Raw genomic sequence first — 18436 nt, 5'->3', positions numbered from 1 at the left:
TGCTACGGGCAAACCCATTGGCCGCATTGATTACGGCCTCAACCATACGTCCTATCCCACATTCCTTTCCTAGAATGAGCAAGCACAAAACAACCAAAAACCAGGATGCCAAGCCTCAGGACGCTAAGTCTGCGGACTTGGAGCAGAACCGCGAGTATAGTACCGGGGAGTTTCTGACCTCCAACCAGGGCACCCGCATCAACGACGACCAAAACTCCCTGAAAGGTGGGGAGCGGGGGCCAACCCTGCTAGAAGACTTCCTGCTGCGCGAGAAAATCACGCACTTCGACCACGAGCGGATTCCGGAGCGCGTGGTGCATGCCCGGGGCGTGGCAGCCCACGGCTATTTTGAGGCCTATGATAACGCGGCGCAGTATTCCAGAGCAGCGTTTCTGCAACCAGGCGTCCGAACACCCATTTTCACCCGGTTCAGCACTGTAGCGGGTTTCCGGGGCTCTACCGATCTGGCCCGCGACGTTCGGGGCTTTGCCGTGAAGTTTTATACCCAGGAGGGGATTTACGACTTCGTGGGGAACAATATTCCGGTATTCTTTATCCAGGATGCCATCAAGTTTCCGGATTTGATTCACGCCGTGAAGCCGGAGCCGCACAACGAAATTCCGCAGGCTGCCTCGGCGCACAATACCTTCTGGGACTTTATTTCCTGTAACCCGGAGTCGATGCACATGATCATGTGGGCTATGTCGGACCGGGCCATTCCGCGCACATTGCGCATGATGGAGGGCTTTAATGTGCACACTTGGCGGCTGATTGACGCGCAGGGGAAAGGCCGCTTCGTGAAGTTTCACTGGAAGCCGAAACTCGGCATTCACTCCGTAGTGTGGGACGAGGCATTGCAGATTTCGGGCAAAGACCCTGACTTCCACCGCCGCGACCTGTGGGACAACATTGAGGCCGGTAACTTCCCTGAGTGGGAACTGGGCGTGCAGATTGTGGAGGAAGAAGACGAGCACAAGTTCGATTTCGACCTGTTGGATGCCACCAAGATCATTCCTGAGGAACTGGTGCCTGTCACCATCATCGGCCGGATGGTGCTGGACCGCAACCCCGATAATTACTTTGCCGAAACCGAACAGGTAGCCTTCCACCCTGGCCACGTTGTGCCCGGCATCGATTTTACGAATGACCCGTTGCTGCAGGGCCGCTTGTTTTCTTACACCGATACCCAGCTGACGCGCCTGGGAAGCCCGAATTTCCACGAAATTCCGATTAACCGCTCAGTGGCTCCCATCCATAACAACCAGCGCGACGGGCACATGCGTCAGCAAGTCAACGTGGGCAAGACCAGCTACTCGCCCAACCTGCTTAACGAGAATACGCCCAAGCAGGCCCGCCAGAGTGAGGGCGGTTTTGCCAGCTACCAGGAGCGTGTGGACGGCAACAAAGTGCGGGCTCGCAGCAAGAGCTTCGTCGACCATTACTCACAGGCCCGCTTGTTCTGGAACAGCCAGGCCGATATCGAAAAGACCCATATTGTAAAGGCATTGCGCTTTGAATTGGGTAAAGTAGAAGCAGAATCGGTGCGGAAACGGATGTTGATCCTCCTGAGCCAAGTGGCCGAAGAGCTGGCCCAGCGGGTGGCCACGGGCCTGGGCCTGGAAGTACCGGCTGCGGACGGTATTCAGCTAAACCTGGCTGTGAGCGCCGACGCCGATGCTACGGCCCTGCAATCAGGCCCCGCCACCGGCAAAGAGGGACAGTCAGCGGCTCTAAGCATCGTGAACAACCCGTTGAATAAGGAGAAAAGCATCGAAACCAGACAGGTAGCCATTCTGGCGGCCGATGGGGCCGACGCCACCAGCATTGCGGCAATTACCAAAGCATTGCAGGCCGGAGGGGCCGTGGCCAAGCTCGTGGCTCCTCACTTGGGGCAACTGCGCACTACTGGCGAGGCGCTGAGAATCGATTTCAGCCTGCAGACGACGGCTTCCGTCATGTTCGATGGCGTGTATGTAGCCGGCGGTGAGCAAAGCGTGCAGGCATTACGCCACCAGCCCGACGCGGTTCACTTCATTAACGAAGCATTCCGGCATTGCAAGCCCGTGGGTAGCGCCGACGCAGGCCGGGAGTTGCTGCAGGCGGCTGCTTACGCCGGAGCCGAGGAGTTGCTCAAAAGCCCGGGCGTTAGCATTGGCAGCAGCCCCGAGCAGTTTGTGACCGACTTGGCCACAGGCCGGTTCTGGCAGCGGGAGTTGAATGCAGAGCCCAAAGTATAAGCGTTAGAACTGTTAGTACGCGTAAAGAGCCCCCATGCCGATAGGTACGGGGGCTCTTCAGTTTATATACGAAAGCAAGTGGCCGAAAGAAACTTTGCGTTTACTGGAACCGCACCTGCGGGATAAATACATCGTCGGTGCTGATAATGTCGCGCAATACCGGATGCACCTGCGTAGGCAGCAGCTGGCCCAGCTGCCGGGGCGTCAGGAAGGCCAGCTCCGTAAGCAGCTGCGCCTCGGGGCCATGTTCCGGGTCGTGACCCAAGCGGGGCGTGCTGCCTGCCTGAGTAGGCTGTACTTCGAAGAACAGCTCCAGCGCCTGCAGCCCGGGGCCCTTAAACTCGTGCAGGTGCAGGAAGCGGCCTACGGTGACGGCCAGGCCGGTTTCCTCCTCGAACTCGCGCGCTAGGCACTGCTGCAGCGTTTCGCCAAATTGCCAGCCCCCACCCGGCGGCGACCAGAAGGACAGCTGCCGGGGCAGCAGGCCCCGGTGAGCGGTCAGGAGTAGGGTACCATCCTGCACCAGCAGGCCGCACACCCGCACCCGGGCAATACCGGCATAGGCCTGCAGCAATGGGTCAGAAACAGAAGCGTTGGAAGAAGGCATAATGCAGAAGTATGCGAAGCTCAAAGCTACAGCCTAAACGCCTATTTAGCCCACTGTAGTACGCTGGCTTACTCTATGAGCTTCCCGGCGCGCTGCACGCCGCTGCCGCCAGCGCCGCAGGTGGCTGAGCATCCAGATCAGAAGGCCCACAGCAAAGGCAGCCATCAGCAAAGGCAGCAGCAACGCCACCACTGAGCCCCCGATGGCCAGCACGTTTTCTAGCGTGGCCAGCACCGGGTTGCCCAGGCCGGCCGTGGTAACGGTGGAGCCGGCGCGCAACAGCGAAGTACCCGTTTGAATGATGCCGGCCGTGCCGCCCCCCACCAGAATGCCCAGGCCCCAGCGTACCATCGGGGGCATATCGGGCAGAGCAGAAGTCATGAGAATGGTGCCGGCAATAAAGGCAGCCGGCCCCGTGATGGTATCCAGCACGTTATCAACCACCGGCACATAATACCCCAATACTTCGGCTACGGTGGCGGTTCCCAGCGCCGCTACCGCCGGCCAAGTGCCCAGCCACGCAAAGCCGGCCGCGGGCGTAAGGTACCCGGTGCGGTAGGCCAGGGAAGCCGCCAGCAGCGGCACAAATACCCGAAAGCCGCTGCACGCGGCCAGTGCCAGGCCCAATGACCCAGCCAGCAGAAAATCAAGGTGTTCCATACGGGAAAGGGTAGCTGGGAAACAGGTGGCTGCCTGAAGATGGGAAGCTACTCGCTAAAATATACAACTTTGCAGGTGTATGACCTCTGATTCTCTCGAAGCCCGCATCCGCCGCAAACTCACTCGCCAGCACTTTATGCACCATATCGGAGCCGACCTCACCCGCATTGAGGAAGGCCGGGTGGAGGCGGAACTGCTCTTGCAGCAGCAGCACCAGCAGCATAGTGGCTTTGCCCACGGTGGCCTGGTAGCCTCCATGGCCGACCTGGTGGCCGGTTTTGCCGCTGTTACGTTGGTCCCCGAAGGAACCGGTGTGGTAACGGTGGAGCTGAAAACCAGCTACCTGCACCCCGGTGTGGGCCAGCGGCTGCGGGCGGTTGGCTGGGTGCTGAAAGCAGGCCGTCGTCTGCACTTCTGCGAAGCCGAAGTATGGTGCGATGCGCTGCTGATTGCCAAGGCTACGGCAACTATGGCCGTAGTGGAACCGGCCGTCGGCTGATTTGGTATGTACGTACCGGAATGTGCTGAATTCTTCCCAACTTGAGACGGCAGAGTAGCTTCCTGCTACTGCCCCGGGTATTTGTTATGAAGTGGATTATTACCGTATTTCTATTGCTGCTCGGGGGGCCATTGCTGGCCCGTCAGTCGTACTGGAATGCCGATTACGACTCGCTCCGCCACGTTTTGCAGGGGCAGATGACCGATACGGCCCGGGTCCGGACGCTGGCGCACCTGCTGCATATTACGGAGCTTACGGAGCCGGCCGGCCGGCAGCAGGCCGCCGATATGATAACCGAACTGCTGCGCCTGAATGCCCGGACGCAGCAACTGGCCAGTGCCGCGCCCTACCATGAGTTGCAGGCCGGCCTGCGGCTGTGGCAGCGGGAGCAGTACAGCGGCGCACTGGGCGCTATGCAGCAGGCTATTGAGCTGTTCGACGAAGCGGGGGAGCCCGTGCCTTTTCTGCTCATCGACTTGGCACCGCTCTACAACAAACTTAGGGAATCTGCCACCCGGGTTGCGTATTTCAACCGCAAGCTGCGCCAGTATCAAGTGCATGGGCCCATCGAAAATGCGGCGGCCTGCTACCTCACGCTGGGCGGCTCCTACCGCCACCGGGGCGACTATAACCAGGCCATCAGCTACTACCTGCGCGCGGCCGACCTTTTCGGTACGTTCAACCACCGGCTGCATGCCGCCGAACTTATGGTGGCCGGCAATACCTACGCTGAGTGGGGCAACCCCGGCAAAGCACTGCAATACCTGAAGCAGGCCGTAGAAACAAACGAGCGGTACCACATCAAAGGCATTGCGCAGTTTTATTCCAAGCTAGCCATTGCCCGCCTGTATCTGCAGGCGGGTGATGTGGCCGCCGCGCAGCTGTACACCAACAAAGCCTTTGCAACCGCCCGGGAGGCAGAAGCCAATAAGTCCTTCTACACCGCCTACGCCCTGATACTGCAAAGCCAAGTGCTGCTGGCGCAACGCCGCGCCGCCGCCGCGCTGCCACTGCTCACGCGCGCCCAACAGCTGTCCGATTCCCTGAAAATGGAAATTACCGGCCGCCCCGGCGAGTTTGCGCTGGATGCAACCTGGGCCGACTATTATGCGGCTCAGGGGAAGTATCCGCAGGCTGAGAAGCACTTGCAGCAGGCGTATGCGCTGGCTACCGCCGCCAATTTTCAGATGCTGCGGCCCAAGTATCTGCGGGAGCTGGTGCGCTTTGAGGCAGCCCATGGCACCGCCGCCAAAGCCCAGCAATACAGCTTGGCCTACTTAGCCTTGCAGGACACGCTCAACAAGGCGCAGGGCAACAACCTGCTGGCGCAGTACGAAGGCGAGCGGGTAGAGCAAGCCCAGAACACCCAGATTGCCCGATTGCGGCAGGAAAAAGTACTACAGGCCCTGCGGCTGCGGCAGCGCAACCAGCTGCTGGCCATAACGCTGACGGCCCTGCTGCTGATTTCGGGGCTAGGGGCGCTGGTTTATCGGCAGCTGCAAACCAACAAGCGTACCCTGGCGCAACTGCGCCAGACGCAGAACCAATTGGTGCAGTCAGAGAAATGGGCCTTTGTGGGCGAAGTATCGGCGGGTATTGCGCACGAGCTGCAAAACCCGCTCAACTTCATGAAGCGCTTTGCGGAGGTCAGCACTTCGCTGGTGGATAACATGGATAACCACCAGCACAACGCCGGGCTGGAGCAGGAAATTCTGGTGGGGTTGCGCCAGAACCTGCAGGAAATCAGCCAGCACGGCATGCGGGCTTCGGCCATCATCAAGGACATGCTGGAACATGCCCGCACCGGTACGGGTCAGCGCATCACCACCGACCTGAATGCCCTGGTGCTGGAATACCTGCAGCTGGCCCGCCAGAGCCAGGAATTCCGCGAAACGGCGGCGGCGGTAGGCGTTGAAACCCGGCTGGCTCCCGATCTGCCCCCCGTACCCGTAGTACCGCCCGATATGGGCCGGGTGCTGCTGAACCTGTTTACCAATGCCTTTTACGCCGTAGTGCAGCGTCAGCAGGCGGGTGAGGCCGGCTACGAACCCCAGGTGCGCGTTGATAGTAGGTTGCACGCCGGGGCCGTGGAGGTGCGCGTGCACGACAATGGCACCGGAATGCCGCAGGAAACCCGAGAGAAAGTATTCGAGGCCTTTTTCACTACTAAACCCCTGGGTGAAGGCACGGGCCTGGGCCTCTCGCTCAGCCACGACATCGTGCAGGGCCACGGCGGTACCATCAGCGTCACCTCTGAGGAAGGAAAGGGCACCGAGTTTATCATCACGCTGCCCACGGAGTAGCCTGAACTACCCTTCCAGAACAACTCCCTCGCTACTCCCGCAATCAGTTACTCGGAGGGAGCCTAAACCGACGTAGCTTTGTTATTCCGATTACAAAGCTATGCTCTCCCTTCGAACTCCTTCCGTCCGCGACCATTTTGCCTACGAACCTACCCAGGATCAGGCCACGCTGTTTCAGCAGCTGGACAAGTTTCTGGGTGATGCCCTTCCGGGGCGAAAGGCCTTTATCCTGCGCGGCTATGCTGGTACCGGCAAGACCACCGTGGTAAGTGCCCTGGTCCAGTGGTTGCACCAGATGGGCCGCAAATACGTGCTGATGGCTCCCACCGGCCGCGCCGCCAAGGTAATGGGTACCTATTCGGGTGTGGCGGCCAGCACCATCCACAAGAAAATCTACCGCCAGACCAGCGGTACGCCGGCCCAGGGCCTCTCGTTTCAGCGCCAGCCCAACCGTGCCCAGGACACGCTCTTTATCGTGGATGAGGCGTCCATGATTTCCGATGAGAAAGCCTTCGGCGAAAACGGCCTGCTCGATGACCTGATGAATTACGTTTTCGAGAAGCCCTCCAACCGCCTGCTGCTCATCGGCGACACGGCCCAGCTGCCGCCGGTGGGCCAGCTGCTCAGCCCGGCCCTCGACGCCGATTTACTGCGTCACCGATTCCGGGCCGAGGTAGCCTCAGTGGAATTGCGCCAGGTAATGCGCCAGGCCGAGCAGTCAGGGATTCTGATGAATGCCACTGTGCTGCGCGAGGAGCTGCGGGAGGAGAAACCAGTCATCCAGTTTTTTACCAAAGGCTATTCCGATATCTTCTCGATGGGTGGCGATAAGCTGGAAGACGGTCTGCGCTGGGCTTACAAGAACTTCGGCCACGAGAACAGCACCATCATCTGCCGCTCCAACAAGAACGCCAACCAGTACAACCAGTTTATCCGGCGTATTCTGTTCGAGGCGGAGGACGAAATTGAGTCGGGCGACTACCTGATGGTGGTGCGCAATAACTACTACTGGCTGCCCAAGGATTCCGACATCGGCTTTCTGGCCAACGGGGACTTTGTGCAGGTCGTCAAAATTATCCGGACCACTGAGGAGTTTGGCTTCCGTTTCGCCGATGCCCGCGTGCGGCTAGTGGACTACCCCGACGAGCCGGATATGGAAATCAAGCTCCTGCTCGATACGCTGCACACCGAAAGTCCCGCCCTGCCCGCCGACCGGAACAAGGCCCTCTACGATGCCGTGAGTGCCGACTATGCCCACCTTGAAACCAAGAAGGAGCGCACCGCGGCCATTCGTAAAGACCCGTTTCTGAACGCGCTGCAGGTGAAATTCGCTTACGCCCTTACTTGCCACAAAGCCCAGGGCGGCCAGTGGCAGGCGGTGTTCGTGGACCATGGCTACCTCAAGGACGAGATGGTCAACTCGGAGTTTGCCCGTTGGCTGTATACCGCCGTCACCCGCTCGTCTGAGAAGCTGTTTCTGTTGAACTTCAACAAGAATCTCATCGGCGACGCGGTGGAGGAGTAGTTGTCATTCCGAGCGGAGTGGGGAATGACAGTTTGCCGGCTCAACCAGAACCCAAACCCGGGGGTGACGTGTTATGCTTCTGGCCAGCTGCCCTGGCTGGGGCGAAAACTGGCACGTAACTTGGCCGGGCGGCTCAAACTTGTATTTTTGCTTACTTCCTTAACGCACGTAACATCATGAAAAAAGCACTTCTGCTGGCTCTTTCGCTGTCGGTTATGGGTTTCGCCGCCCAAGCCCAGACAGCCGCCGTGAAGCCCGCCAACGCCCAGACCAAAGTAGCCGGTCCGCAAATCCAGTTTGAGGAAATGAAGTACGACTTCGGCTCCATCAAGACCGGTGACGTGGTGGAGCACACCTTCAAATTCAAGAACGTGGGTACCCAGCCGCTGGTAATTTCCAACATCGGCGTGAGCTGTGGCTGCACTACCCCCGACTGGACGCGGGAGCCCGTAATGCCCGGCAAATCCGGCACGGTAACGGCCAAATTCAACTCGGCTGGCAAAATGGGCATGCAGAACAAAGTCCTCACCATTGAGTCGAACTCGGCGGCCGGTAATGCCATGGTTTCCCTGGTCGGTGATGTGAAAGAAGCAGGTGCCAGCATCTCAGCTTCGGCCGCCCCGGCCCCCGCCACCACCGATGTAGCCCCTGCCGCTGGCGATGCCAAGCAGAAGGTGAAAGCCGGCGACAACAAGATCAAAGCCAAGCGTAAAGCTTCGTAAGTAGGGCTTCGAACCAAGCCCCATAAAAAAGCAGCCGACCATTGAGGTCGGCTGCTTTTTTATGGGGCTTATCCTGACAGAAGCGGAATGCAACCAGCTTACAGCTGACGCGCCGCCAGCAACAGTACAATCCAGCCGGCAATGAGCAGCACCCCGCCGATGGGCGTAATGGCCCCTAGTTTCGTGATACCGGTGAGGCAAAGCACGTACAGCGAACCACTGAACACCAGTACGCCGCCCAGCCACAGCCAGGCCACGGTGCCCAGGCTCCGGAGTTCGGGCCTGATGTGCAGCAGAATGCCTACGGCCAATAGTGCCAGCGCGTGGTAAAACTGGTAGCGTACGGCGGTTTCAAACGTCTCAAAGCGGCCGGAGGCTTCCAGCATCTTGCGCAGCCCGTGGGCGGCAAACGCCCCGATGCCCACGCTAAGTGCCCCCAGCAGGGCCGCCAGTTGAATAATGAGTCGTGCGGTCATGGTTTGTTGGTGGTTAGTCGTTTTTGGTTTTTTGTGGGCCGCTGTTCATCGTTGGGTAGTCGTTTTCAGTCTTTGGTTTTTTGTGGTTCGTAGCTTCGGCGTACATGCGTTGCCTGTCTGAAAACGACAGGCAGTCAAAACCAAAAACGAGTAACAAACCTCTACCTCGCCCCAAAAATGGCGCTGCCCACGCGTACCAGGGTGCTGCCTTCACGCAGAGCCAGCGGAAAATCGGAACTCATGCCCATCGAAACTTCCCGGAAGGCCGCGTCGTCGGCAAAGTACAGGGCTTTGAGCTTGTCAAAGTAGCCGCGCAGAGTGCGAAACTCCCGGCGCAGCTGGTCTTCGTCGGGGGTGAAGGTGGCCACGCCCATTACGCCGGTAAGGTGCACGTGGCGGCAGGCCCGGAACTCAGCCGAGCCCAGTATTTCCTCGGCTTCGGGCAGAGAGAGGCCAGTTTTGGTTTCTTCGTCAGCAATATGAAACTGCAGCAGGCCCTCAATTATGCGGTTATGTTTAGCAGCTTGGCGCTCAATTTCCAGCAGCAGCTTCAGGCTGTCGATGCTTTGGATGGTGTGCACGAACGGGGCAATGTACTTGACCTTGTTGGTCTGCAAATGCCCGATGAGGTGCCACTCCACGTCGGCGGGTAGCTCGGGCTGCTTGGCGGCCATTTCCTGCACCCGGTTTTCACCGAAGAGGCGAGCCCCGGCGTCGTAGGCTTCTTGTAGCCGCTCCACCGGGTGCGTTTTGGTAACGACCACCAGCCGGGCAGCCGTGCCGGTAAGTTGCTGTTGAATGTGGTGTAAATTCTCTTTAATCACAGACTTTTTCGGATTGAGGCGGATTTCGGGGATGGCGTGGTATTGTGCTGATGCTGTCTGACGGGGCTGCCCAGCAGTACCCAATGCCGGGCAAAGCTACGCGCCAATACGATAGGTCGATGGTGTTTGCTGCCGCTGGGTGCTACAGTGCGGCCGACGGAACACGCAGTCGGCACTACAGTCAGCCCGGCTATAACCGCCTCATATAGTAGGATGTTGGCGCAGTGAAAATCCGGCCGCTTCATCCACGAAATCTGCCCCAATCCGTGAAAACCCGGGAGCTAGTCTTCCAGGGCGTTGGTCAGAAACGTGTTTTTCAGGGCTAGCCACAGCAGCCACAGGCCGATGCACCAGAACAGGTAGGTGCGGTGATAGTCGAGTGTGTTACGGTAGCGGGTCTGCTTGATTTCGGACTTCTCGTATCGGTTAATCTGGCCGAAAATCTGGCGCAGGCCGGCGTTGTCGGTGGCGCGGAAGAACTGGCCCTCGGCTGCCTGGGCAATCTGGCGCATGGTGGTTTCGTCGAGGCGGGTTTCCACAAAGCGGGGCTGTCCAGCCTCATCCGTTCCGTAGGGTACCGTGCCATCCTGCCCCAGCCCGATAGTGTAGATTTTGAGGCCGTAGGCGTGGGCCAGCTGGGCGGAAGTCAACGGGTCAAGGGAGCCGGCTGTGTTTTCACCGTCCGAAATCAGGATGCAGACTTTGGTGCGGGAGCGGGAGTCACGAAGGCGGTTGGTAGCCACGCCCAGGGCGGTGCCAATAGCCGTACCGTCGTTCGGAATCATACCCAGCCGTAACCCCTGGAGGTTGTCGCGCAGCAGGTCGTAGTCGGTGGTGAGCGGGGCCAGCGAGTAGGCGTCGCCGGCAAATACCACCAGTCCTACCCGGTCGCCCTGGCGGCCGTCGAGGAATTCGCGGGCCAAGCGTTTGGCAGCTTCCAGGCGGTTCGGCCGCAAATCCTGCAGTTCCATGGAGCCCGATACATCCAGCACCAGCAGAATATCAATGCCTTCACCGGTCTGCACCACCCGCTCATCGGTCCGCTGCGGACGAGCTAGGGCCACCACCCCAAAGCTAAGGCTTAGGGCCAGCACCACATCGGGCACGAAGCGTAGTACGGTGCTCCAGTCGCGCGGGAGCTGCCCGGCCACAAACGCCACGCCCAGTTTCGAGCGGCGCCGCCGGGCCAGCACCCACCGCAGCACGAACAGCAGCGGCACCAGGGGCAGCAGCAGCAGTAGCCGTGGCTGCTCCCAGGTGTAGCTCACGAGGGTGCTGTAGCGCACACTATCCAGCAGGGAAGTCAGAACATCAGGCCAGGGCATGCGCAAAAATAAGGAGGCAGAACTAGAAGGGAGCCGGCAACGCGGCCTGGGAGCTACCGCTCAGGTGGATTGCTGTGCGGCTACGCGAGCGTACTGCCGCTCCGCAAACGTGCGCAGCAGTACAAACGCCAGGTCCGTTTCCGTATCGTCTTCCGAGAACTGATTGCCATACACTACCCGGTCGGCCAGGCGCAGAGCTAGGCTCACGTCGGCATCATTCTGGTAATGCGCCACAATTTCGCGGGTGGTCAGGCTGCTGATGTTGTTGTCTTCGAGGGCGGAGAGGTAGTTTTTCCAGAGTGTAATGGCCCGCTCCATATTGGTGAGGGAGCGGGAAAGGGCAAACCGCTCTACGTGGCGGGCGTACTGCGCCAGAAAATAGGCGTGGTTTTTCCGGAGCCGGTAGTGCCGGTAACGGCGGCGCAGACGCTGCCGGAACCCCAGCACCAGCGCCCCGGCCACCGCCAGCACGGCCACCAGGCCCGCCAGCCAATACGGGTAATTGAACTGCGGCTCCACGGGCAGCAGCTGCAGATTCTGGCGTAGCACCGGTGCCCCGGACCCTTCGGCTGGCGGGGCCGTGCGTACGAGCCGCACCCGGGCCGGGCTGGTAGGCAGCAGCAGCGTGTCGCGGCCCTGCAGCAGGATGACGGGCAACGTCAGGGTTTGCACGGAGTCGAGGCTGAAGGTGCGCAGCCGGTACACGGCCCGGTCGAGGCTGCGGCCCTGCCGGGTGCGGGTGGGGGAATAGCGGCGTCCCACGTACTCAAACGGCGCAAAATCGGCGGCCGAGTCGGGGAAGATGATTTCCCGGCTGGGCGCGTGCCGGTAGCTCAACTCAAACTCGATGATTTCGCCCACGCGTACCGTTGGCTGCCGAAACCGGCCCTGGGGTACGGTATCGGCTGGGGCCTGGGCTGCCATCCGCAGCGGCCCCAGCAGCAAGCAGCCCAGGGTCACACCCGAAAGCCACTGAGCATGGCACAGCTTACCCACGGCCCCCGCGCTGGTTACGCCGCCGGAACAGGTTCACCAACTGCGGAACGAAGTCGGTATCGGTGGCAATGGAGAGGTATTCGGTGCGGTGGCGGCGGCAGATTTGGCCAATCTGCTCCCGGTTCTGCTCATACGTGGCGCGGTAGCGGGCCCGGAACGCCTCCGAAGAGGTATTCACCCACACCGTCCGGCCCGATTCCTGGTCGTGGAGCGGGATAATGCCCAGGGGCGGAAACTCCCGCTCCCGCTGATCCAGCAGCTGCAGTACCACCAAATCGTGCTTGCGGGCCAGCATCGTCAGTTCCCGCTCGTAGTCGGCGTCGATAAAATCGGAAATGAGCAGCACAATGGTGCGCCGCTTGAGCAACCCCAGGGCCTGCTTGATACCGGCTGCCACGCCCGTCTGGCGGCTGCGGGGCTCCAGCTCAAACAGCCGCTTGATGAGGGCGTAGGCGTGGCGGGTACCTTTGCCGGGCGCGAGGTAAAACTCTTTCTGATCGGAAAAGGCCAGGATACCGAGCTGCGCATCCTGGCGGGCGGCGGCCAAAGCCAGCACCCCACAGATTTCGCGGCCCACGTCAATTTTGCGGCGGTTAACGGCGCCTACCTGCTGCGAAGCGCTTACATCAAGCAACAAAAGCACCTGCTGTTCACGTTCTTCCTTGTAGGTCTTCACAAAGGTGCCGTGGCCTTTGCTGGATACCGCCCAGTCGATGGCCCGCACTTCGTCGCCGTACTGGTACAACCGCACGTCGTCGAACTCCAGGCCGGTACCTTTAAATACGGAATGAAAATCGCCCTGCAACTGGGCATCCACCGCCTTCAGGATGCGGATTTCCATCTGACGGAGCTTACGTACGAGCTGCTGGAAAGGCGAATCAGCGGGTTTCATTCTGACTAAACTACGGCTTACTCCTAACTTTGCAGCTGTGAAACGATATTCCTTCCGCCTGCTGGGCTGGCTAAGTGCCTTGAGTCTGCTGGTTGCAGCCTGCCAGAAACCCGAAGAAGTGCCTGTACCTCAGCAGCTCATCCCGCGTGACAAGATGGTGAGCCTGTTGATTGAAATGCATCTGCTGGAAGCCCGGACCGATGCCGCCTCCCTGCCCACCGACTCGGCTCGCGCCCTGTTTCGGCAGCAGCAGAAAAATGTGTACTGGCGCTATGAAGTCAGTGACTCGGCCTTTGTGCAGAGCTACCGCTACTACGCCACCCATGAGAAGGATCTGGACGATATTTACGCTACCGTGGTAGATAGCCTATCGTTGCGCGAAGCCCGGCAGCAGGAGCCCGGCAGCCCACCGCCGCACCGGTAAGGTGAAATTGTGAGCTTGTGAAATGGTGCGTTTGACGTTTTACTAAGCCTGATGACGCAAGCAGAACGTCAAACGCACCGTTTCACAAGTTCATCACCTCACATCAGGCGGCTGCCGTTGGGAACGGGGCCAGCCAGCGCCGTCAGTACGATGTGCCCATCGGCATCCGGGAGGCCCGTGATCAGCACCTCCGACATGAACCGCCCGATTTGCTTCGGCGGAAAGTTGACCACGCACAGCACCTGCCGGCCAACCAGGTCGGTGGGTTGGTAGTGGTGCGTTATCTGCGCACTCGTCTTTTTTAGGCCGATTTCCGGACCTAGGTCGATAACGAGCTGATAGGCCGGCCGCCGCGCTTCAGGAAACTCCCGGGCTTCCAAGATAGTACCGGCGCGGATATCTACCCGCTCAAATTCAGCCCAGGTTAGCATAGGGGAGATGGTCGAATTGTTGAATGGATGAGCTGTTGGATGGGGGAATGGGGGAATGGGGCAATGAAAAAACTGTCATCCTCCGCAAGCGGACGCCATATGGAGGATGACCATGCTACCTACCCATTCAACAATCCACCCGTTTGCCTATCTGGCAAGCTTACCTCACTACTTCAGCGCAAACGCCTCCAGTTGGGTCAGGCGCTGCTGAATTTGCTGGTCCCAGGCTTGCTGGCGGGGGGCGTTAAGGCCGTGGTTGGTTTCCTGGTCGTAGCGGGCTTCATCACGCTGCCAGGTCAGGAAGGCCATTTTGGTGAGGTTGCCGAAGGCCGGCTGGAGCTTTTCGCAGTCGAGCTTCACCAGACTGAGCTTCTGGCGCAACAGGCGGGCGTGAATCTCAGTGAGGTCGAAGTGAAGCTGCTCGTGGCGGAGTAAGGCCGGCGAGGCCTGCGCCAGGTTGCGCACCCACGATTCAGAGGGCGTAAACACGGCTCGTACCTGCGCCGAGAACTGGTAATCGACGCAGCCTACCTTGGCATCAATGGTAGAAGAGGTGAGAGCCGCCAGTTGGTCGGAAGTGGGGCGGGCCTTGAAATCGGTCCAGGTAAGTGGGCGGTTGGCACTCCACTCAATTTTGGCGGGAGCCGCCGGCGGAGCCGTTTGCGCCGGCGCGCCGGTGAAGGAGGTGAGCAGGCCCAGCAGCCAGGCGGGAGCAAATGTGAACAGCATTCAGTGCTATAAAGAAGCGAAAGGAGAAGACAGAAACCAGGCAGCGACCAAAGAACGTGCCGTAACAGCTGCTTAACGCACCGCCAGGGCCGGTTCGTTCACGGCCGCCACCAGCAGCACCGGCCGCCGCCGAAAGCGCAGCAGCAACACTCCGGCCACCAGTGACAGCCCGGTAAGCAGGCCCACCCAGACGCCCGTGGCCCCCCAGCCCAGTCGGAAGCCCAGCACATAGCCCAGCGGCAGTGCCACGGCCCAGTACGCCAGCAACGCTACCACTGAGGGTACCTTCACATCCTCCAGCCCCCGCAAGGCCCCGAGGCCTACCACCTGTAACCCATCGGACACCTGGAAAGCGGCGGCAATCAGCAGCAGCGTGGCGGCCTGCGCCACCACGGCCGGGTCGTGGTTGTAGTAGTGCGGAATGTGGTGGCGGCCCAGCACCAGCACCAGGCCCATCAGGCTCATAAAGCCGAATGTTATCAGATAAGCCATCAGGCCGGCCTGCCGGGCTCCGGGGGCATCGTGGGCGCCTACGTGCTTGCCCACCCGAATGGTAGCGGCGGCGGCAATGCCGCTGGCGGCCATGTACGTCACGGAGGCCACATTGATGGCAATCTGGTGGGCGGCCAGCTGGGTGGCTCCCAGCCAGCCAATCATGATGGCGGAGAAGCTGAACGCGCCCATCTCAAAGGTCATCTGAACTCCAATGGGGGCCCCCAACCCGAGCAGCCGGCGCAAACCGGCGGCATCGGGGCGCAGGTTGAGGGCGGCCGCCTGGCGGTAAGGCCGCAGGCGCACGGCCACCAGCACGTAGGCGGCCATGAGCACCGCCATCAGCACGCGGGCAATAAACGTGGCCCAGGCCGCGCCCATCATGCCCATTTCCGGCATGCCCAGCTTCCCAAACACCAGCCCGTAGCACAGCACCGCGTTCAGCAGGTTGGCCTGCACCGAGAGCAACATGGCCTGCCGGGTGAGGCCCAGCCCTTCCGCAAACTGCTTAAACCCCTGAAATAGCATCAGCGGAAAAAACGACAGGAACATCACTTTTACCCAGGGCGCAGCCAACGCTACCACCGGTGCCGGCTGCCCGAGGTAGGGCAGCACCTGCGGTACCAGCAGCCCCAGCAACGCCAGCACTAACCCCGCGCTGGCGCTCAGCCACACGCCATTCACCAGCAGACGGCCTAGGGCAGGCACGTCGCGGCGGCCGTCGGCGGTGGCTACCAAGGGCGTGATGCCCATCGTGAGGCCCAGCCCGAGTACCATCACCACGGTGCTCACGCTCACACTCAACGACACGGCCGCCAAGGGGATTTTGCCGGTCTGGCCTACCACCATACTGTCGCACACATTTACTAGTACGTGGCCCAGCTGGCTGAGCATCACGGGGTAAGCTAAATCGAGCGTGGGCCTGAGGTGGGAGCGGAAAGCGGAGCGGGACATACGGCAGTAACAAGCAGGAGGCCGCAAAGGTACGACGAAGAAACCCTGCCTGGGCCGGAAGCCTGAGCGGGGTTGCGGCTGAACTACTGCTTAACTACCCTATTTTGACTGCAATGTCGCAGCCAGTCGGCTCAGGCCTTCGCGCAAAACCGGCTCGGGTACCGCGTAGGAAATCCGGATAAAACCGGGGGCGCTGCAGGTAGCGCCATCCACTACTTCCAAGCCGCCCCGTTGCAGGCGGCTCACTAGCTCCGCCGATGCTGCTCCGGCGGCCAGCTCCGGCCGTACATACGCCCGCAAATCAGGAAACGCGTAATACGTGGCCTCCGGTGCTACAGGCGGAACGTGGGGTATTTTGGCGAGCAGCTCCAGCATCAGGCGGCGGGTGGGCTGCAGCTGGCGCACCAGCCCGCTGGCCACACTGGCGGCAGCTTGCGTGACGGCCAGAGCCGCGTCCTGAATGGGGGCCGCTACCGCGCCACCCGTCGCCCGTTGCGTGGCGGCGCAGGCCCGGGCAATAGCCAGCGGAGCCACCAGATAGCCGATGTTCCAGCCAATCAGCGCCAACGACTTGCTGAACCCGTTCACAACCAGGTGCCGCCCGTGCGGATCCGGAAATTCCAGCAACGAAGGAACGGGCCGGGCAGCGAAGGTAATCAGGTTGTATATCTCGTCACTGAGCACGAACAGCTCCGGATACTCCCGCGTGATGGCCAGTAAAGCCGCCAGCTCCTCGCGGTGGTACACGCGGCCGGTGGGGTTGTTGGGGTTGGAAAGCAACAGCACGCGCGTACGGGGCTTGAGGGCGGTGCGCAACAGCTCCGGCGGGAAAGCATAAGTATCGGCGGCGGAAAGGGGCAACGCGCGCGCAACTCCACCGGCCCGGGTTATCAGCTCTCCGAACCCAAACCAGTTAGGTGTGGGCAGCAGTACTTCATCACCGGGACGGAGTACGGTCTGGAGCAGCAGAAACAGAGCGGCTTTAGCTCCCGGCGTTACCACCACGTTTTCGGGGCTGATGTGGGCCGCTGGTACTGTTTGGCTAGGTTGCGCAATAGCCTCGCGCAACGCAGGTAAACCGGCCGCTTCCAGTACGGGCAGCGGCCCGGCCTGCATGCTGCGCACGGCAGCTTCGGCGGCTGCGGCCGGCGTGAGAAACGCGCCGTAGCCGGAAGCCAAGCTGATAGATTCGGTCATAGTAAACACCCGACTACTTCATTAAGCCGGCCGCAGCAGCACGTCGGCAAAGTAATCCTGCTCATCCGTGAAAACGTGCTGTACACGCAAACCGGCAGCCTGCGCTACTTCCGCAATGCTGGCGCGAGTGAATTTGTAGGAGTTTTCTGTGTGAATCATTTCCCAGGCCTTAAATGCTACCTCCCAGCCCACTGCTGCAAACCGAACGGTCTGGGCGCGGGTGCTGACCAGGAAAGACCGCACCGCACCGTTCAGCGGGTCGTAATCGGTGTAATGCTGCCAGTGGTCCAAGTCGAAATCGGCACCCAGCTCTCGATTGAGGCGGTGCAGCAGATTAAAGTTGAACGCCGCCGTTACGCCCTGAGCATCATCGTAGGCCGCCCTGATCTGGCGCGGGTCTTTCTGCAGGTCGAACCCTACCAGCAACCGGTCATCGGCCGTGAGGGGCTGGGCCAGGTGTTGCAGGAACCGGTGACGGTCATCAGGCAGGAAGTTACCGATATTGGAGCCCAGGAACAGCACCGCCTTACGCCCCGGCCGACTGGCCATCAGACGCAGGGCATCCCCGTAATCGGCCACTACGGTTTCTACGCGCAGTGTAGGCAGCTCGGCCCGCAGGCTGGCAGACAGCCCCTCCAGCGCCGCCGCCGAAATATCAACCGGCACGTAGGTGAACTGCGTGCCGCTGTCGAGCAGCTGACGCAGCAGGATTTTGGTTTTCAGTCCGTCGCCGGCCCCCAGCTCCAGCAGGAAAAAATGTTCGTCCGGATTCTGCGGGCGCAGCTCGGCGGCAATGGCGGCCTGGTGGCGCGTGAGAAGCGCAAACTCGGTGCGGGTGGGGTAATATTCCGGCAGGGCCATAATCTGCTGAAACAGGCGGCTGCCCTCGTCATCGTAAAAATACATGGATGACAGCGCCTTGAACGGCCGGCTCAGGCCTTCCTGAACGTGCCGGGAAAGGTCAGTAGCCACAAATTCGGGGGGGGCTGCGGGAGTAGAGAGAGTAGTAGCAGAGGGCATAGGAGAGAGGAGAGTCGTTGGCCGGTTCGAATGTAGCAGCAGGCAGCAAGGATTTGTACAAGGCTGCTCCTGTTACTGCCCCGGATCGGCCCTGGTATTGGTTGGAGAGAGGACGTCGGTAAG

18 protein-coding genes are annotated in these 18436 nt (G+C 60.6%); 6 read left to right on the top strand and 12 right to left on the bottom strand.

Going from position 1 to position 18436, the window contains the following annotated elements:
* The first annotated feature begins 74 nt into the window (after positions 1 to 74).
* Positions 75 to 2237 carry a catalase gene (locus HSW_RS15410; protein ID WP_044002643.1) on the top strand — a complete coding sequence of 721 codons (2163 nt, stop codon included), beginning with the start codon at positions 75 to 77 and terminating at the stop codon, positions 2235 to 2237.
* A 100-nt stretch (positions 2238 to 2337) separates the two neighbouring features.
* On the opposite strand, the gene HSW_RS15405 is transcribed toward HSW_RS15410, so the two are convergent.
* On the bottom strand, positions 2338 to 2844 hold the full coding sequence (locus tag HSW_RS15405) for an NUDIX domain-containing protein (protein WP_044002642.1): 507 nt from the start codon (positions 2842 to 2844) through the stop codon (positions 2338 to 2340).
* A 45-nt stretch (positions 2845 to 2889) separates the two neighbouring features.
* Positions 2890 to 3504 carry a DUF4126 domain-containing protein gene (locus HSW_RS15400; RefSeq protein ID WP_044002641.1) on the bottom strand — a complete coding sequence of 205 codons (615 nt, stop codon included), beginning with the start codon at positions 3502 to 3504 and terminating at the stop codon, positions 2890 to 2892.
* Between the two features lie 79 nt (positions 3505 to 3583).
* Here HSW_RS15400 and HSW_RS15395 point away from each other — a divergent pair, with 79 nt between their 5' ends.
* From HSW_RS15395 to HSW_RS15380, 4 genes are all read left to right on the top strand, one after another.
* Entirely contained in the window at positions 3584 to 4003 is a 420-nt protein-coding gene (locus HSW_RS15395) for a PaaI family thioesterase (protein WP_044002640.1), read from the top strand.
* 86 nt (positions 4004 to 4089) lie between these two features.
* Positions 4090 to 6306, top strand: coding sequence for an ATP-binding protein (locus HSW_RS22970; RefSeq protein ID WP_052346504.1), 2217 nt, complete (start codon positions 4090 to 4092; stop codon positions 6304 to 6306).
* A gap of 100 nt (positions 6307 to 6406) precedes the next feature.
* Entirely contained in the window at positions 6407 to 7831 is a 1425-nt protein-coding gene (locus HSW_RS15385; RefSeq protein WP_044002639.1) for an ATP-dependent DNA helicase, read from the top strand.
* 176 nt (positions 7832 to 8007) lie between these two features.
* Positions 8008 to 8553, top strand: coding sequence for a DUF1573 domain-containing protein (locus HSW_RS15380; protein ID WP_071883126.1), 546 nt, complete (start codon positions 8008 to 8010; stop codon positions 8551 to 8553).
* 98 nt (positions 8554 to 8651) lie between these two features.
* Here HSW_RS15380 and HSW_RS15375 read toward each other — a convergent pair whose 3' ends face one another.
* From HSW_RS15375 to HSW_RS15355, 5 genes are all read right to left on the bottom strand, one after another.
* The gene (locus tag HSW_RS15375; RefSeq protein ID WP_044002638.1) at positions 8652 to 9029 is read right to left on the bottom strand and encodes a DUF423 domain-containing protein; all 378 of its coding nucleotides are present in this window, start codon (positions 9027 to 9029) and stop codon (positions 8652 to 8654) included.
* Positions 9030 to 9190: 161 nt separating this feature from the next.
* The gene (locus HSW_RS15370) at positions 9191 to 9853 is read right to left on the bottom strand and encodes a YggS family pyridoxal phosphate-dependent enzyme (RefSeq protein ID WP_044004870.1); all 663 of its coding nucleotides are present in this window, start codon (positions 9851 to 9853) and stop codon (positions 9191 to 9193) included.
* Between the two features lie 281 nt (positions 9854 to 10134).
* Positions 10135 to 11178: a vWA domain-containing protein gene (locus tag HSW_RS15365; RefSeq protein WP_052346503.1), complete on the bottom strand. Its 1044-nt coding sequence runs from the start codon at positions 11176 to 11178 to the stop codon at positions 10135 to 10137.
* Between the two features lie 60 nt (positions 11179 to 11238).
* A complete protein-coding gene (locus HSW_RS15360; RefSeq protein WP_155833001.1) occupies positions 11239 to 12174 on the bottom strand; it encodes a hypothetical protein in 936 nt (311 codons plus the stop codon).
* Positions 12167 to 13066 (bottom strand): DUF58 domain-containing protein, encoded by a 900-nt coding sequence (locus tag HSW_RS15355; protein ID WP_044002636.1) that lies wholly within the window; start codon positions 13064 to 13066, stop codon positions 12167 to 12169. The genes HSW_RS15360 and HSW_RS15355 overlap by 8 nt, the downstream gene beginning before the upstream one ends.
* Positions 13067 to 13103: 37 nt before the next feature.
* Between HSW_RS15355 and HSW_RS15350 the strand changes: the two genes are divergently transcribed.
* Complete coding sequence (locus tag HSW_RS15350) at positions 13104 to 13490, top strand: DUF4296 domain-containing protein (RefSeq protein ID WP_044002635.1); 387 nt, start codon at positions 13104 to 13106, stop codon at positions 13488 to 13490.
* Between the two features lie 98 nt (positions 13491 to 13588).
* Here HSW_RS15350 and HSW_RS15345 read toward each other — a convergent pair whose 3' ends face one another.
* The 5 genes from HSW_RS15345 to egtD all read right to left on the bottom strand — a co-directional run bounded on the left by HSW_RS15345 (position 13589) and on the right by egtD (position 18313).
* Positions 13589 to 13921 (bottom strand): tRNA-binding protein, encoded by a 333-nt coding sequence (locus HSW_RS15345; protein ID WP_044002634.1) that lies wholly within the window; start codon positions 13919 to 13921, stop codon positions 13589 to 13591.
* A 168-nt stretch (positions 13922 to 14089) separates the two neighbouring features.
* Positions 14090 to 14650 (bottom strand): DUF922 domain-containing protein, encoded by a 561-nt coding sequence (locus tag HSW_RS15340; RefSeq protein WP_052346502.1) that lies wholly within the window; start codon positions 14648 to 14650, stop codon positions 14090 to 14092.
* Positions 14651 to 14722: 72 nt separating this feature from the next.
* Entirely contained in the window at positions 14723 to 16096 is a 1374-nt protein-coding gene (locus HSW_RS15335; protein WP_044002633.1) for an MATE family efflux transporter, read from the bottom strand.
* 99 nt (positions 16097 to 16195) lie between these two features.
* Positions 16196 to 17293: a pyridoxal phosphate-dependent aminotransferase gene (locus HSW_RS15330; RefSeq protein WP_044002632.1), complete on the bottom strand. Its 1098-nt coding sequence runs from the start codon at positions 17291 to 17293 to the stop codon at positions 16196 to 16198.
* A 21-nt stretch (positions 17294 to 17314) separates the two neighbouring features.
* The gene (gene egtD, locus HSW_RS15325) at positions 17315 to 18313 is read right to left on the bottom strand and encodes an L-histidine N(alpha)-methyltransferase (RefSeq protein ID WP_071883125.1); all 999 of its coding nucleotides are present in this window, start codon (positions 18311 to 18313) and stop codon (positions 17315 to 17317) included.
* Between the last annotated feature and the right edge of the window lie 123 nt (positions 18314 to 18436).

Origin of the sequence: Hymenobacter swuensis DY53, assembly GCF_000576555.1 — a bacterium.
Lineage (GTDB): Bacteria > Bacteroidota > Bacteroidia > Cytophagales > Hymenobacteraceae > Hymenobacter > Hymenobacter swuensis.
This window is presented reverse-complemented; position numbering and strand designations above follow the sequence as displayed.